Annotated in this window: 13 protein-coding genes; 9 read left to right on the plus strand and 4 right to left on the minus strand. The window is 41.2% G+C overall.

The genetic code is table 11. The annotated features are described in order from the left end of the window. Nucleotides 1-5: 5 nt before the first annotated feature. Nucleotides 6-710 (minus strand): nitroreductase, encoded by a 705-nt coding sequence (locus A7P55_RS04380; RefSeq protein ID WP_171551223.1) that lies wholly within the window; start codon nucleotides 708-710, stop codon nucleotides 6-8. A 424-nt stretch (nucleotides 711-1,134) separates the two neighbouring features. Between A7P55_RS04380 and A7P55_RS04385 the strand changes: the two genes are divergently transcribed. The 6 genes from A7P55_RS04385 (at nucleotide 1,135) to A7P55_RS04410 (ending at nucleotide 10,315) form a co-directional block, all read left to right on the plus strand. Next, the gene (locus tag A7P55_RS04385; protein ID WP_171551224.1) at nucleotides 1,135-2,484 is read left to right on the plus strand and encodes a DcaP family trimeric outer membrane transporter; all 1,350 of its coding nucleotides are present in this window, start codon (nucleotides 1,135-1,137) and stop codon (nucleotides 2,482-2,484) included. 189 nt (nucleotides 2,485-2,673) lie between these two features. Beyond that, nucleotides 2,674-3,909 (plus strand): sodium/glutamate symporter, encoded by a 1,236-nt coding sequence (gene gltS, locus A7P55_RS04390; RefSeq protein WP_171551225.1) that lies wholly within the window; start codon nucleotides 2,674-2,676, stop codon nucleotides 3,907-3,909. Between the two features lie 94 nt (nucleotides 3,910-4,003). Then, nucleotides 4,004-5,485 (plus strand): alanine/glycine:cation symporter family protein, encoded by a 1,482-nt coding sequence (locus A7P55_RS04395; RefSeq protein ID WP_171551226.1) that lies wholly within the window; start codon nucleotides 4,004-4,006, stop codon nucleotides 5,483-5,485. Between the two features lie 157 nt (nucleotides 5,486-5,642). Continuing rightward, nucleotides 5,643-6,623 carry a patatin-like phospholipase family protein gene (locus A7P55_RS04400; RefSeq protein WP_171551227.1) on the plus strand — a complete coding sequence of 327 codons (981 nt, stop codon included), beginning with the start codon at nucleotides 5,643-5,645 and terminating at the stop codon, nucleotides 6,621-6,623. A 227-nt stretch (nucleotides 6,624-6,850) separates the two neighbouring features. Next, the gene (sbmA, locus tag A7P55_RS04405) at nucleotides 6,851-8,044 is read left to right on the plus strand and encodes a peptide antibiotic transporter SbmA (RefSeq protein ID WP_171551228.1); all 1,194 of its coding nucleotides are present in this window, start codon (nucleotides 6,851-6,853) and stop codon (nucleotides 8,042-8,044) included. Between the two features lie 219 nt (nucleotides 8,045-8,263). Beyond that, the gene (locus A7P55_RS04410; protein WP_171551229.1) at nucleotides 8,264-10,315 is read left to right on the plus strand and encodes a M13 family metallopeptidase; all 2,052 of its coding nucleotides are present in this window, start codon (nucleotides 8,264-8,266) and stop codon (nucleotides 10,313-10,315) included. A gap of 49 nt (nucleotides 10,316-10,364) precedes the next feature. On the opposite strand, the gene A7P55_RS04415 is transcribed toward A7P55_RS04410, so the two are convergent. Continuing rightward, on the minus strand, nucleotides 10,365-10,880 hold the full coding sequence (locus A7P55_RS04415; RefSeq protein ID WP_171551230.1) for a chromate transporter: 516 nt from the start codon (nucleotides 10,878-10,880) through the stop codon (nucleotides 10,365-10,367). Then, nucleotides 10,877-11,449, minus strand: a complete 573-nt coding sequence (locus A7P55_RS04420) for a chromate transporter (RefSeq protein WP_171551231.1) — start codon at nucleotides 11,447-11,449, stop codon at nucleotides 10,877-10,879. Before A7P55_RS04420 ends, A7P55_RS04415 begins: the two co-directional genes overlap by 4 nt. A gap of 100 nt (nucleotides 11,450-11,549) precedes the next feature. Here A7P55_RS04420 and A7P55_RS04425 point away from each other — a divergent pair, with 100 nt between their 5' ends. Further along, nucleotides 11,550-12,449, plus strand: a complete 900-nt coding sequence (locus tag A7P55_RS04425) for a LysR family transcriptional regulator (RefSeq protein ID WP_171551232.1) — start codon at nucleotides 11,550-11,552, stop codon at nucleotides 12,447-12,449. Nucleotides 12,450-12,455: 6 nt separating this feature from the next. Here the strand turns inward: A7P55_RS04425 and A7P55_RS04430 are convergent, their stop codons facing one another. Then, entirely contained in the window at nucleotides 12,456-13,205 is a 750-nt protein-coding gene (locus A7P55_RS04430) for a DUF4850 domain-containing protein (RefSeq protein WP_171551233.1), read from the minus strand. A gap of 284 nt (nucleotides 13,206-13,489) precedes the next feature. Between A7P55_RS04430 and A7P55_RS04435 the strand changes: the two genes are divergently transcribed. Both A7P55_RS04435 and A7P55_RS04440 read left to right on the plus strand, forming a co-directional pair. After that, nucleotides 13,490-13,975 (plus strand): hypothetical protein, encoded by a 486-nt coding sequence (locus A7P55_RS04435; protein WP_171551234.1) that lies wholly within the window; start codon nucleotides 13,490-13,492, stop codon nucleotides 13,973-13,975. A gap of 122 nt (nucleotides 13,976-14,097) precedes the next feature. Further along, nucleotides 14,098-14,661: a DUF4189 domain-containing protein gene (locus A7P55_RS04440; RefSeq protein ID WP_171551235.1), complete on the plus strand. Its 564-nt coding sequence runs from the start codon at nucleotides 14,098-14,100 to the stop codon at nucleotides 14,659-14,661. The last annotated feature ends 188 nt before the right edge of the window (nucleotides 14,662-14,849 follow it).

Below are 14,849 nucleotides of genomic sequence, written 5' to 3' on the forward strand. Positions count from 1 at the left end.
CAGGTCTAGTCTAAAAACACTGTGAAGTTCTCAACGGGTTCACGCGGGGTAATAAAAGTATTCACAATATGCTCAGGGTCTGCATGACCTAAAGCCACCGCACAGACCAGTTCTTCATCTTCTGGTGCACCCAAAATATCCAGCACGATTGGATGGAAATGATTCCATGCCGCCTGTGGACATGTGTCTAAGCCACGTGCTTTAGCAGCCACCATGACATTCTGAATCATCATGGCAATATCCATTTTTGAACCGATGCCCATCACTTTATTGACGGTAAAATATAGGGCTACGGGTGCATCAAACAATTGGAAGTTACGCAATTGCTGCGCTGCCATTTTTTCTTTTTCGCCTTTTTGAATGCCCAATAAGCCATACAGTCCCCAACCATTGGCACGACGACGATCAATAAACGGTGAAATCCACGTTGCAGGATAATAGGCAAAGGTTTCTTGATATTGCACTGCCAGTTCTGGTTTTTGTAATAGTTCAATCTGTGCGGCACAGACACGGTCTATCATCTCTGCGCGTTTTTGCCCTGTCACAACATAAACTTTCCATGGCTGAACATTGGTTCCTGAAGGTGCGCGACTGGCAACCGCTAAAATATCTTTAATGGTTTGCGTCTCAATCGGGGTGTCTAAAAATGCACGGACTGAATGGCGAGATGTAATCGCTTCATCTACATAGCGGACGTGTTCCGTGTTCATAAAAACTCCTGATCATGTTGGTTTTGTCGTATCCGCAGACTATAAATCAATAAATAAACTTTAGTGATGATTTTCACGGAAAATTTTAATTGAGTATAAAAAGTGATCACTGAAAAGAAAGAATTAATGTGTCTTGTTACTCATTTTTAAAGTTTTGTGCAGTTTGTGTGAAAAAGAAAACTATTAGTAACATAATGAAATCGAAAAATTATTTTTTTATTGTCATGAAAATGGGTAAAACTCCTTAAATAAAAAGTACACACAATATCCGAAATTTATGCATAATACGCCCTTTTTAAAAATTGATTAGGCTTTCCTTACTGATTGGGTGAGGGGGAATTTTCTATTTACAGATGTATTGAATTTATCCAATTTTACGTCTGTGGGAAATGTTGAAATATACACCATATACAAGGAGCTTCTCATGAGTTTATCTCTCATCCGTAAGCCGTTTATCATGCAAGGTTTAGCACTTACAGTTGCAGCCTTAATGATGAACAACACGCATGCTGCTAGTGAGCAAGAACAGATTCAGCAACTTCGTGATGAAGTAAAGGAATTAAAAGCGTTATTACAGCAATATGTTCCCCAAGCAAAACAACAAAATGACCTTGCACAAGTAAAGGAACATTCTAATTTTAAGGAAACACATCCAGATCACCCTGCAAATGCAGCGGTTGCACCTGCGGTTCCAAAGAAATCACAATTGGTGTTTAACACTGCTTCTGGCGCAGAAGTTAAATTACATGGTTTCTTGCGTGGCGATGCTTCTTATCAAGCCAAAGGTGGTGACGGGATCTTTAACCGTATCAATAAAGTGGATTTAGAAGGCGCTGAAAAGAACAGTGATCGTTTCTATAGCACGGCAACGGTTACGCGTTTAGGGCTTGATTTTAAAGCGCCTGTGGAAGGCGCAGAAGTCGGCGGTAAACTGGAAGTTGACTTCCGTGGTGGTAGCAGCAATGACACCATTCGTATCCGTCATGCTTATTTAACCTTTAATGATTGGTTATTTGGTCAAACCACTTCGACTTTCTTGGCAACAGATTTACAGCCAGAAATGTTAGATTTCAACTCACCACTGGGTATTGGTACTTACCGTACACCAATGGTTCGTTATAGCGGTGCATTGAATCCGAATACACATTATTTCGTTGCCTTAGAAAAAGGCAATGATGATAACCGTGCACCTGCGTTAACTTCAAAATTAAAATATGATTTTGCTGAAGGTCAGGGTACAAGTTCTGCACGTGTGTTACTTACTGAAGCCCGCAGTAAAGCTGCCTATAACAATGACAAACAGCTCAGTGCTGATGATTCAGAATTAGGCTGGGGTGTTGCGCTTGGTGCGAAATATAAGTTCAGCGATGCTTTACAGGCGATGATTGATTACTCGCATGTCAAAGGTGACAGCAAATTCTTGTTGTATACCAACAATGCTTACAACGTAAACCCGAATAATTTTGGTTTAAACCTAAATGAGTTTGATGCGTTGACGCTCGGTGCGACTTATCAAATTAATTCTAAATTACGTAGCACGTTGGCTTATGGCGCCATGTTTGCTGATGATAGCAATGACTTTGCTAAACAAGCGGTGATTGCAAAAGATGCTGCACAGAACAAAACTTTGCAACAAGGTTGGTGGAATATCATGTATTCGCCAGTTACACCGATTACGTTTGGTCTAGAGTATGTCTACGGTGAACGTAAGACCTTTGATGGACAAAAAGGTAAGGATAATCGTGTAGGGGCCATGGCTCGCTATAACTTCTAAGCCACCTATCCAGTAGGTGTAAATCATCCGTGAAAACTGATCGATGAAATAGGCCTTAGTTCTTGCTTAGAACTGTATGCTTTTTATTAAGTTGATTGAGTTTTCACTCATTTTGAGAGTTACTATTTTATGCGTTCCAAAGTGGTGAAAAAACCACCGGTAGAACGAATAAAATAAACGGAAGAAGATATGGAATTTACTTTTAATGGTTTCTATACCCTAATTTCGGCGGTCATCGTCTTGTTATTAGGACGTTTGCTCGTTAATAAAATTGACTTCTTAAAACGCTATAACATTCCTGAGCCTGTGGCTGGTGGTTTGGTTGCCGCGGTACTTTCACTACTTGTACACTCACTTTGGGGTTACAGTATTGTCTTTAGTAGTGAATTACAAACCAGTTTTATGTTGATCTTCTTCGCTTCGATTGGCTTAAGTGCGAATTTCATGAAGCTCAAAGAAGGAGGGATTGGTTTAGTTCTATTCTTGATCTGCGTCGCTTCATTTATTGTGGTGCAGAATGCTGTGGGTATGAGCCTCGCTACTCTATTGGGTATTGATCCTTTAATTGGTTTGATTGCAGGTTCAATCACATTGACCGGTGGTCATGGTACCGCAGGTGCTTGGGGTGAAATTCTTGAGACTCAGCATGGAATTCAAGGTGCGTTGGCTCTAGGTATGGCGAGTGCAACTTTCGGTCTGATTATCGGTGGTATTATCGGTGGTCCATTGGCGAAGTTGTTGATTAACCGTTATAGCCTTGCTCAAGCACAGACCCCAGCTGAAATCAAAAATCGCGATACGCATTTAGATCAACATCCAGACGAGCTAGCACCATTTGAAAATCCACATCAGGTTCGTTTAATTACGGCTGATAATGCGATTACGACTTTGGGTATGTTTGCTGCGTGTTTGGCATTTGCAGAATTCATGACTGGTTTCAGTAAGGGCACTTGGTTCGAGTTACCAACATTTGTTTGGGCACTTGGCGGTGGTGTGATCTTGCGTAATGTCTTAGAAAGCGTATTAAAAGTAGATATCTTTGACCGTGCAATTGATGTGTTTGGTAATGCATCATTATCGCTTTATCTTGCAATGGCATTGCTTTCATTGAAATTATGGCAGTTGGCAGATTTGGCTGGCCCGCTTGTCGTTATTTTAGGTGCGCAAACCATTACGATGGCATTATATGCTGCATTTATTACCTTCCGCGTCATGGGTAAAAACTACGATGCAGCGGTATTGGCGGCAGGTCACTGTGGTTTTGGTATGGGGGCAACACCAACTGCAGTTGCAAACATGCAAGCGATTACCAATATGTATGGACCATCTCATAAAGCCTTCTTGATTGTTCCGCTTTGTGGTGCGTTCTTCGTTGATTTAATTAACGCAACAGTAATTCAATTAATTTTGAAATTCTTTGCCTAAGTCGGATCAAAAGCCCCAAGCGGGGCTTTTTTGATTCATCCATTGTTATCGTATATGTACGGATGTACATAAAATATTTAAAAGCGAATAAGTGATGAATGAAAAATTAAATGACACCCTGATGGCTTGGGTAAGTTTTTTCAATGATCCTTTATGGGACTTTCTCGTTGTTTTCCTGCTTGCAGTCGGTATTTTCTATACTGTTGCAACGAAAGCTGTACAGATTAGAATGTTCTTCCACAGTATCAAGGTGATGAAGAGCAGTCGTACGAAAGGTGAAGAGAAAGATTCACATGGACTTACACCATTTCAGGCTTTTGTAACGGGGTTAGCAAGCCGTGTGGGTGTAGGTAATATTGCGGGTGTTGCAATTGCGATTGCGATTGGTGGACCGGGTGCGGTGTTCTGGATGTGGTTTACTGCGATTCTCGGGATGAGCTCAGCATTTATCGAATCCTCACTCGCACAATTGTTTAAAGTCAGAGACAGTAACAGTAAGCAATTCCGCGGTGGACCGGCTTATTATATTACTCAAGGCTTACGTAGCAAAACCTTTGGTGTGATCTTCGCGCTTGCACTGATCTTTACCTATGGTTTTGTATTTAACTCAGTTCAGATTAATGCGATTGCCAATGCATCTTCACATGCATGGGGTTGGGACAAAGCCAATCTCATCGCTCACTTAGGCGGTGTAGATTTAGAAATCTCATGGGTTGGTCTGGCGCTCGTTGTCTTGGTTGCTCTGGCTATTTTTGGTGGTATTAAGCGTATCGCTAAATTTGCAGAAATGTTTGTACCGTTAAAAGCAGGTCTGTATTTAGCAGTGGCGATGTATATTGCGATCAGCAATTACGAACTTCTTCCAGGTATCTTTAAACTAATCTTCACTGAAGCATTCCAGTTTAATGCAGCAGCGGGTGGTTTCTTTGGTGCAATGATCTCGATGGCAATGATGCAAGGGATTAAGCGTGGTTTGTTCTCAAACGAAGCAGGTATGGGTTCTGCACCGAATGCGGCGGCAGCATCGGATGTAAAACATCCAGTGAACCAAGGTTTGGTTCAAATGCTCGGTGTATTCGTAGATACCTTTATTGTCTGTACCAGTACCGCGATCATTATCTTGGTGTCGGGTGTTTACCATGATGCGGGCTTTGTTGGTGTTGAACTGACCCAACGTGCACTAGAGACACAAGTGGGTAGCTGGGGCGGTGATTTCCTTGCGATCTTATTATTCTTATTCTGTTACTCAGCTGTTCTAGGTAACTATGCTTATGCAGAAAGTAATGTGCAGTTTATTAATAACAATCCGAAAGTGATGTTCATCTTCCGAATCTTTGTATTGGTGATGGTGTATTTCGGTGCGATCGGTAGTGTTCCACTGGTTTGGTCAATGGCTGACTTGTTCATGGGTATCATGGCAACGATTAACTTGATCGCAATCTTGCTGTTAACGCCAATGGCGCGGACTTTGTTAAAAGACTATACCTCGCAGCTTAAGAAAGGTATTAAAGAACCTGAGTTTAAGATTGATAATTATCCAGAGTTGAAGAAAAGAGTCGACTCTGATATTTGGTAATTTGATTTAACTCAAGTTGAGTTATATGAAAAAGCTCCTTTCGAGGAGCTTTTTTTATGAAGTTTTTATGAAAAATACAAAAAATTGATACAGCATTTAGGCTTGGCAAACGCTAAAATTTAGTCAAGAAATATCGTAAAGATGGCAATTGTTGCGTATGAAACAGCTTAGATTATTGGCGCTTGGTCTTTCAATGGCAGTTTTGGCCGGTTGCCAAAGCACATCACATTTGAAACCTGTTATTGAAGATGCCCAAGCTCAAGCTGTAAGCCAACCCTTTAATACCATAAAACAACAGCACAAACGGCCTGTGATTGCATTGGTGTTGGGCAGTGGCGGCGCGCGTGGTTATGCCCATATTGGCGTGATTGAAGTCTTAGAGCAGCAAGGTATTCGTCCAGATTTTATTGTGGGCACCAGTGCTGGCAGTATTGTCGGTTCAATCTATGCCAGTGGTAAAAGTCCTGCCGAATTACGTGATATTGCATTAAAGCTCAAAGCCAATGATGTGCGCGAAGTCAATGTGAGTCTAAAGGGCTTTTTTGATGGCAAAAAAGTGGAAGACTATATCAATGAGCAAGTACATAACATGCCATTAGAAAAACTGAAAATCCCTATGTATGTCGTAGCGACCGAATTAAAAGATGGCACAAGAACCGTATTTAATTATGGCAATACAGGGCAGGCGGTACGGGCTTCAGCATCCATTCCAAGTATGTTTGTCCCGACCAAAATTCATGATGTTGAGTATGTCGATGGTGGTTTGGTCAGCCCAGTACCCGTACAGGTCGCACGTGAACTCGGTGCGGATGTCGTTATCGCCGTGGATATCTTGGCACAACCGATTCATACCGAAACCAGCAATGTCTGGGGCTTGTTCAATCAAAATATCAATATCATGCAAGGGCGCTTGGCCGAAGAAGAGCTGAAAGAGGCCGATATCGTGATTCAGCCTGACCTACGTGAGAAAGCGCATATTTTTGATGTCAAAGGTCGTGAGATGACCATGCAGGCAGGTGTAGATGCTGCCAATGAAAAACTCGCCGAAATTCAATGGGCAATTCAAAGCAAAAGCTTTCCAACGCAAAGTGAGCAACAGGATATTGCCTTAAAAATGAGTACCTCAGCGCCACGCTAAGCCTTTATTTTATGGACCTTGTAATGGACTTAAGTACTTGAGTCCATTTACTAAACTTATATTCAAACAAAAACAAATTGTAAATCATCTACAAAAAGCTATTAAAAAGAGATAAAAACAGGTAAATAACTACAAATCATCAAACTTTTTTATCAGACAGTTTTAAGTTTCAGGTCATAGGATGACCTAGCCAAATGAGTCGCTACATAACAAGGATTGTTAAACAGATGTTTAAGTCTTTCTTTCCCAACCCACGTTTGTTTTTTATTTCCGTCATCGTATGGTTATCCCTCAATATGTTGCTGTGGTACACCGGTGGGCATAGTTGGGGCGAATATCTTGGTTTTGCCAAAAGCTATGCTGATGCGGAACTACCGATCGATGTCAGTCGCTTCTGGGCACCTTCGTTTCTTTGGTTTTATATCTGGTTTTTTATCGCAACAGCATTATTTGCTGTTTTTTGGCGGATATGCTCAGACAATAAATGGCAAGCTTGGTCGATTTGGGGCTCAGCATTTATCTTATTTAATATCTGGTTCAGTGTTCAGGTTGATGTCGTGATCAATGCTTGGTATCAACCTTTTTATAATCTAATTCAGAAAATGGTATCTAGTGGAGGGGGAGAACTTAATCTACTTTATACTGAGATGCTGACTTTTATCTTTATTGCTATGGTCTATGTCACCATCGCGGTCCTGAATTTATTTTTTGTCAGTCATTATATATTCCGCTGGCGTACAGCGATGAATGAATACTATACCCAGTTCTGGGATAGACTCCGTCATATTGAAGGTGCTTCACAACGTGTACAAGAAGACACGATGCGTTTTGCAAAAACTTCAGAAAGTTTAGGAGTCAGTTTTATTGAAGCAATCATGACACTGATTGCCTTTTTGCCAATCTTGTTGCAACTCTCAGTTCATGTAAAGGTTTTGCCAGTCGTTGGAGAAATTCCCCATGCGTTAATGATTGCTGCTTTAGGTTGGGCGATCTTCGGGACAGTTGTTTTGATGTTGGTTGGATATAAGCTTCCTGGTTTAGAGTTTAATAATCAAAAAGTTGAGGCTGCATATCGTAAAGAGTTAGTTTATGGAGAAGATCATGCAAATCGAGCCGATCCTTTGACTCTAAAAGAGCTTTTTAGTAAGGTTCGTTTGAATTATTTTAAACTGTACTTTCATTATACCTATTTTAATTTAGTACGTATTTGGTACCTACAATTAGATAATTTATATGGGATTTTTATACTTGCGCCTTCAATTGCAGCGGGTGCTGTTACTTTAGGAATCATGATGCAAATTCTGAATGTATTCCAACAAGTGAGAAAGTCCTTTCAATACCTGATTACATCATGGCCAACGATTATTGAATTATTATCCATTTATAAGCGTCTTAAAGCTTTTGAAAAAACTTTGGATTAATCGTTTAGTTAGTCAATAAAAAAAGCCTTAGCTCGATGCTAAGGCTTTTTTATTGCCAAAGGTTTTAACTCATTTGTGGTTTTTATGTGAAAAGTGAATATATATTGCAACGAAAATAACTTTATTTGATCAAAGTACTTCACTATAGTCGCTTGATAAAATTAATGATCTTTCATTTCTCTCTTGTATAGCTTAGAACCTAAATCAATAGGATAAATCATGAAACCTATATTGCTCAAAAGTGCATTGGCGCTTGCACTGACTACCTTTAGTGCAAGTGTATGGGCTGACCAAGCAATTCAATCTTCTTCAATGCAAAAAGTTTCAGGCATAGACCAACAGTATATCGACCAAAGCGTGTCTGCCAATGATGACTTTTATAACTATGTGAATGGCACATGGTTGAAAGACACTGAGATTCCCGCAGATAAATCACGTTGGGGTGCATTCAACGAATTACATGAGCTATCGACCAATCAGTTGCATACTATTGTTGAAGCGCTGAGTACAAAAAAATCGGCAACAGGAACAGTAGAGCAAAAAGTTTCCAGCCTATATGCCAGCTTTATGGATGAAAAAACAATTGAAGCGCAGGGCATCACACCGTTAAGGCAAGAATTGGCAGGTGTGGATGCGATTCAAAATAAACAAGACCTTGCTCAATTAATGGGGCATTTCTCACGTATCGGGGTTAGAACGCCGTTTGATATCAGTATTGATCAAGATATGAAACGCTCCGATGTGATGATTGCAGGTCTAGCACAGCGTCGATTGGGTTTACCAGATCGGGATTATTATCTAAAAGATGATCAGAAGTTTGTGGAAACGCGTGCCAAATATCTCAAGCATATTGAACGCATGTTACAACTGTCAGGTGATCAGCAAGCGGCACAGCACGCAAAAGACATTCTCAAGTTGGAAACGGATTTAGCCAAGATCCAGTGGAGCAATGTGCAGAATCGTGATTTATCCAAGCGTTACAATATTTACCGACTCAAAGATTTGAATAAGTTAAGCCGTAACTTTGATTGGGATCGTTACCTCAATACGGTTGGCGTCACAGATAAAATCCAGACCATTCAGGTGCATCAATTAAGCTATTTTAAAGCGCTTGATCCTGTCATCAATAACACCCCTTTAAATGTGTGGAAAGCTTATTTTAAATGGAACTTGATCAGTAATTTTTCACCCTTCTTAAACAAAGCTTTGGTCGATGAGAGCTTTGAATTTTACGGCAAAACCTTAAGAGATGTTGCTGAACAAGAAGTGCGTTGGAAGCGTGGTGTACAAACCGTAAATGCGGTACTGGGCGATGGGCTTGGAAAAATCTATGTGGAGAAACATTTTTCTGCGGATAAAAAGCAGCGTATGGATGCCTTGGTTCAGAACCTAATTCAGGCTTATGATCAAAGCATTAGCCAACTGGACTGGATGAGTCCTGAAACTAAAGTGCAGGCTAAAAAGAAATTGGCCAGTTTGTCGATTAAAGTCGGTTATCCAAACAAATGGCGTGATTATTCAGCACTTGAGATTAAAGACGGTGATTTGATTGGCAATGTGATTCGTGCCAGAGAATTTGAGCATCAAGATGATTTAGATAAGCTCGGTAAGCCTGTGGATCGTGATGAATGGTTTATGACCCCTCAAACCGTGAATGCCTATTACAATCCGTCATCGAATGAAATTGTCTTTCCTGCTGCAATTTTGCAACCACCGTTCTTTAATATCGATGCGGATGATGCGGTGAACTATGGCGGGATTGGCAGTGTGATCGGGCATGAGATCAGTCATGGTTTTGATGATCAGGGCAGCCAGTTTGATGAATTGGGCAATATGCGCAACTGGTGGACCAAGCAAGATCATCAGAAATTTAAAGCCAAAACACAGGCCTTGATTGCCCAATACAATGCCTATGAACCAATCGCTGGCTATCACGTCAATGGTGAACTGACCTTGGGTGAAAATATTGCTGATAACTCGGGTCTATCGATTGCTTATAAAGCGTATCAAATTTCGTTAGCAGGCAAACCTGCGCCTGTGATCGAGGGGCGTACGGGTGAGCAGCGTTTCTATATGGGCTGGGCGCAAGTTTGGCGTGCCAAAACCCGTCAAGCACAAGCAATTGTGTATTTAAAAACAGATCCACATGCACCCGATAAAGTGCGTGCCAATGGTGCTTTAGTCAATCAAGCGCCGTTCTATGATGCTTTCAAGATCAAAGCAGGAGATAAAATGTATTTGGCGCCTGAAAAACGGGTCAGTATTTGGTAATTCGAGATTCAATAAAAAACCTGCATCAAGCAGGTTTTTTATTGCCTGTTTAAAGGAAGGCGATTCCAAGTCCTGCGCCTGCGGCCATGACCCAAAGAGGATGAATCTTTTTAAACATACCGAGAATCGCGGTCACAATTACGATGACGACCAAAAGCAGGTTCTGTGCAGAAGCATCGGCAATCAACCATGCACTGACCAGAACTAAGCCCACAGTAATCGGTTTTAGCGCTTTTTCAAAACGCGCGCGTAACGGATTGGCTTTAAAGCGTTCCCAGAATTTCAGCGCATAAATGGTAATGATGGAAGAGGGGCCAAACTTCGCCAACGAAGTGACTAATAAACCTGCTGGACCTGCGACATGCCAACCGACCAAAGGTACAATCATCATATTCGGACCGGGCGCAGCCTGTGCCATGGCAAACAGCGAACTAAATTGTTCTGCGCTCATCCATTGATGCACGGTCACCACTTGGTGCTGCATTTCAGGCAAGATGGCATTACCTCCACCAAAAGCCAGTAATGAGAGCTGAGTGAATACCATTATAAGTGTCAGCAAAATCATGATTTTTTCACTCCTAAAACCAGCATATTAATGGCCAATAAAATCGCTAAAGTCAGGGCCAAGGGCAGCTTGATCCAGATCATAAATACAAAGGTTAGGCCGATGGTAAAAACGGTCAGATAGCTTTTTAAAATTGGCTTGAGCATCTTAAATCCTGTTGCAAACAGCAAGCCTGCGGCAGCAGCGGCCAAACCTTGAATCATGTGTTTGACAGCGGGGAGGTATTGAAAATGCTCATAGACCTGATAGATGATCAGCACAATTGCTGTCGGGGCAGAGATTAAGCCGAGCACTGAACTGATCGCACCTTTCACGCCTTGGAATTCCATGCCAATGGCAACGGCCATATTGATGATGTTACCGCCTGGCAATAACTGGCAGACACCCAGTAAGTCGGTAAATTTGCCAGCATCAATCCATTTATGTTCTTCAACGATAATGCGATGTGCCAGTGGCAAAACGCCACCAAAACCCATCAGTCCCAATTTCATAAATCCCGTAAAAAGTGCCTTACAATCAGGAGCAGTCGCTAGTGGTTCACTCGCTATTGATAGGGCTTGGGCTTTCATTGGATTACCTTTCTGTTCAACCTTGTGAGCTATAGCATGAAAGATTTGTGGTATATTCACAAATGCTATTTTTGCCGTTATCTATACTTTCAGAGTATGTATGATTGATATTCATAAACTCAATGCATTCGTTGCTGTGGTGGAAGAAAGCAATATTTCTAAAGCAGCGGTTAGACTGCATATGCAACAGCCGCCACTGACCCGATTGATTAAAAGTCTGGAAGAGGAGCTGGATACCGCTTTGCTCAAACGTCTGCCTCGAGGTGTGGAAGTCACCGAAGCAGGTAAGGCTTTATATCAGGAAGCGATTACCATTTTGGCGCATGCTCAGTCGATTCCGAAACGGGTCAAAAACATTGCCCAAGGCTTGGAGGGGCAGATCAATATTGGCTTTACCAACTCCGCAGGCTTGCATCCTTTTTTACCTGCCTTATTACGTCAATTCAGGGAGCAGTTTCCTGCTGTCGCCATTCATTTGGAAGAAGACAGCAGTACCGCCTTAACCGATGCAGTGATCAATGAAAAACTGGATATCGTTTTTCTACGCAAACCTGCGCCGATTCATGCCGCAGTTCAAAGCATTCATGTACTGGATGAGCCCTTGATTGTGGCTTTACCGAGTAATCATCCTTTGGTTGAACAAGAGGGATCAATCCGTTTACTCGATCTAGAGCCGTATGAATTTGTATTGTATCGCCGTATTGCGGGGCAAGACCTGTTTGATAATATTCTGGCAAATTGCTATCAGGCAGGCTTTAACCCCAACATTGTGCAGGAGGCTCCACGTTTAACTTCGAGCCTGAATCTGATTGCGGCGGGGATTGGATTGTCAATTGTCCCCGCGTCGATTCAAGACTTCTGGAATAAGCAGATTGTGTATAAAGCGCTAGAAGCGAAAAAGCCGTGTATCGCCCCGATTTATGCGATTTGTCGTGCCAAAGGCAATAGTGTTCGGGTAGAGCATTTTTTAAATCTACTCAAAGCCAGTCAAGCGGTTTGAAACGGCTCAATGGCTAAAGTGATAGAAGTTTAAAATTGGTCCAAGCAAGTGCTGTTGTGATTTATCCAGCGTTACGATGATTTCTCTAAAATTGAAGGTGTCCTCGTCATGGTATTTCGCCACGCCATGGGTTTTATTGTTGAAGTTCGGAATCTGATAGCTAAAGAAAGCCACTTGTTTAGATGGATGGACCACTGTCACCAATTTTTGTGGGTCTTTATAGCCGCCAAACTCATTTTGAATACTCTCTTTTAACAGGTTGGGAAAGTAAAGCGTGGCATTGGGCATACCACAACCGACACAGAAGGATGAATCGTATAATTCTATGGCCTGTTTTTGATTTGGGCTCATCAGCAGGGCTGAACCCGTACCATTTGCGCCCGCATGTGCCTCCACATCGTGCCAATCTTTAGGCACAAGTACGGCACCAATTTCAGGTAGTGCAACTAATTTAAGTTGCTTGGCCTGATGTGTATCTAGCTTAAAGTCAAAATGGCAGCTTTTTGCAGTACAGCTTTTAAAGTCTTTTAATAGGCCTTCATCGGCAGGATTCAGTGCAGTGACCCCATAAAAGGGAACACGAACATCGTTGGCAAAGGACACTTCACCTAAGGCATAAATTTGATTTTCGACCTTTCGCTCTTGCACTGTATTTGAAAATTTGGGAAAGATCGGCTTAAAGGTGCTGACCTCTGCATGAATTGAAGTGGCTGATAATGTGAATAAAACAGCAGAAATAGTGAGTGATGTTTTCATTTTTAATGTGCATTTTGGGTTGAGTTCAAATTAATATATTGTTTGAGGTGAGTGCATTTGGCAAGGTGATTTATAGAGAGTATTAACAATGCAGTTCAAGCTTAGTTGTAGTGAGTTAGAGTGAAAAATTTTCGATATAGAATACATTTCAACTTATAGTTCACATTTTACTTATATTATTAAATATTGATTAATAATTTGTGTTAATAAGATTAATAATTAACGTGGTGATAAAGAAACAAAATAAAATAGTTCATGACCCAAGCTAATTAGAAGAAATGGTTATGAATACAAATTTAACATTTAAAGCGATCTTAATAGCGGTTGTATTTGGAATGACAGCCTGTGCGTCTATGCCAGGCGGTACATCAGGTGAAAAATATCAATCAACTTATCTACAATCTCATTTAATTAAAGGTAAGACCACTAAAGCGGAAGTGGTTGCGATGTATGGCGAACCTAAAAGTAAGTCTATTGCTTCGGATAAGACTGAATCTTGGTATTTCAATTCTGGAGCATCAAATTCTCCGCTTGGCGCTTTTGCTTCTTCTTCCTCTCAAACTGTTAATACAGGCATGAGTATTCTTAAAAATCGCTTGATGCAGGCAATCCCAAACGGTGGATCGGGAGAAGTGGGTGCAATGGTTCAGTCTGCTAAAATTGATGCGGTAAATACTGCTACAGGTACAGGTGGTAGCAGCAATGGGGCGTCTTTATGGGTTAAGTTTGACAGTAAAGGATATGTAGAAAGTTTTCATACTAGCCAATAATCAATAGAAAAAATTGAATATATAAAACAGGGCTGCTAGAGGTCGTCCTGTTTTAGCTAAATCAAAAGTGGGCGAGTAACTATGCTTGTAGAAGTTATTTTAAGTGTGGGGAGGAGGAGTCAATGAGTTATTTAAATTTTTATAAGAATTTAAAAGTAAGTTATTTAAAGTTAATAGGACAGATATTTGTACCACTTTTATTATTATTCGCACCAGTACCATTATTGTTGATAAATGGGCAGGCATCTGCAAATAATGGGCCTGAAATTGCACCAGGCGTTTATGCTTGTGACGGGGCTGCACAAGCAGGGCCTTGTAATGGTAATTATGATGATGGTTTATCGGAAGGAGGTCCATCAGGTTATTGGGGAGCTGTTGTTACAGATGCGAAGCAACAGGTGTGGTCATCTGCTTGGCGGAGAACATCTGCAACCGCGCAAGGTGCTGCGATGAAAGCATGTGAGAATGGCGGAAATGGAGGTTGTGAATCTTTTGGTGCTTTTAGGGCTCCTAAGGTGATGGCACTTGCTATAGATGTGAATAGGAATCTTTTTTATGATGTAGCCGATTCAGCTGGGAAATCGCAGAAAAAAGTCATGGAAAGATGCCATTCAGAGGGAGATGGACAATGTAAATTTATTGGAGTTTATAAGGCTCAAACGCTTTTGGGACTACTCGAAAAGTAATTTAAACTAAGTTAGAGCTTACCTTTTTCGTTAACACTTCATGTAAGGTAGTAGTCATATTATCTTTCTAAAGATGAGTTCCTAAAGATTGAATACAGAATTTTAAATGAAGAGGGTCGCAGTGGCGTTTTGAGCTGTTCTAGACGTACCTCCAATGCAATCACAGGGATAGGTGTATTTAAGAACTT

The organism is Acinetobacter sp. Ac_5812 (assembly GCF_013072695.1).
Taxonomy (GTDB): domain Bacteria; phylum Pseudomonadota; class Gammaproteobacteria; order Pseudomonadales; family Moraxellaceae; genus Acinetobacter.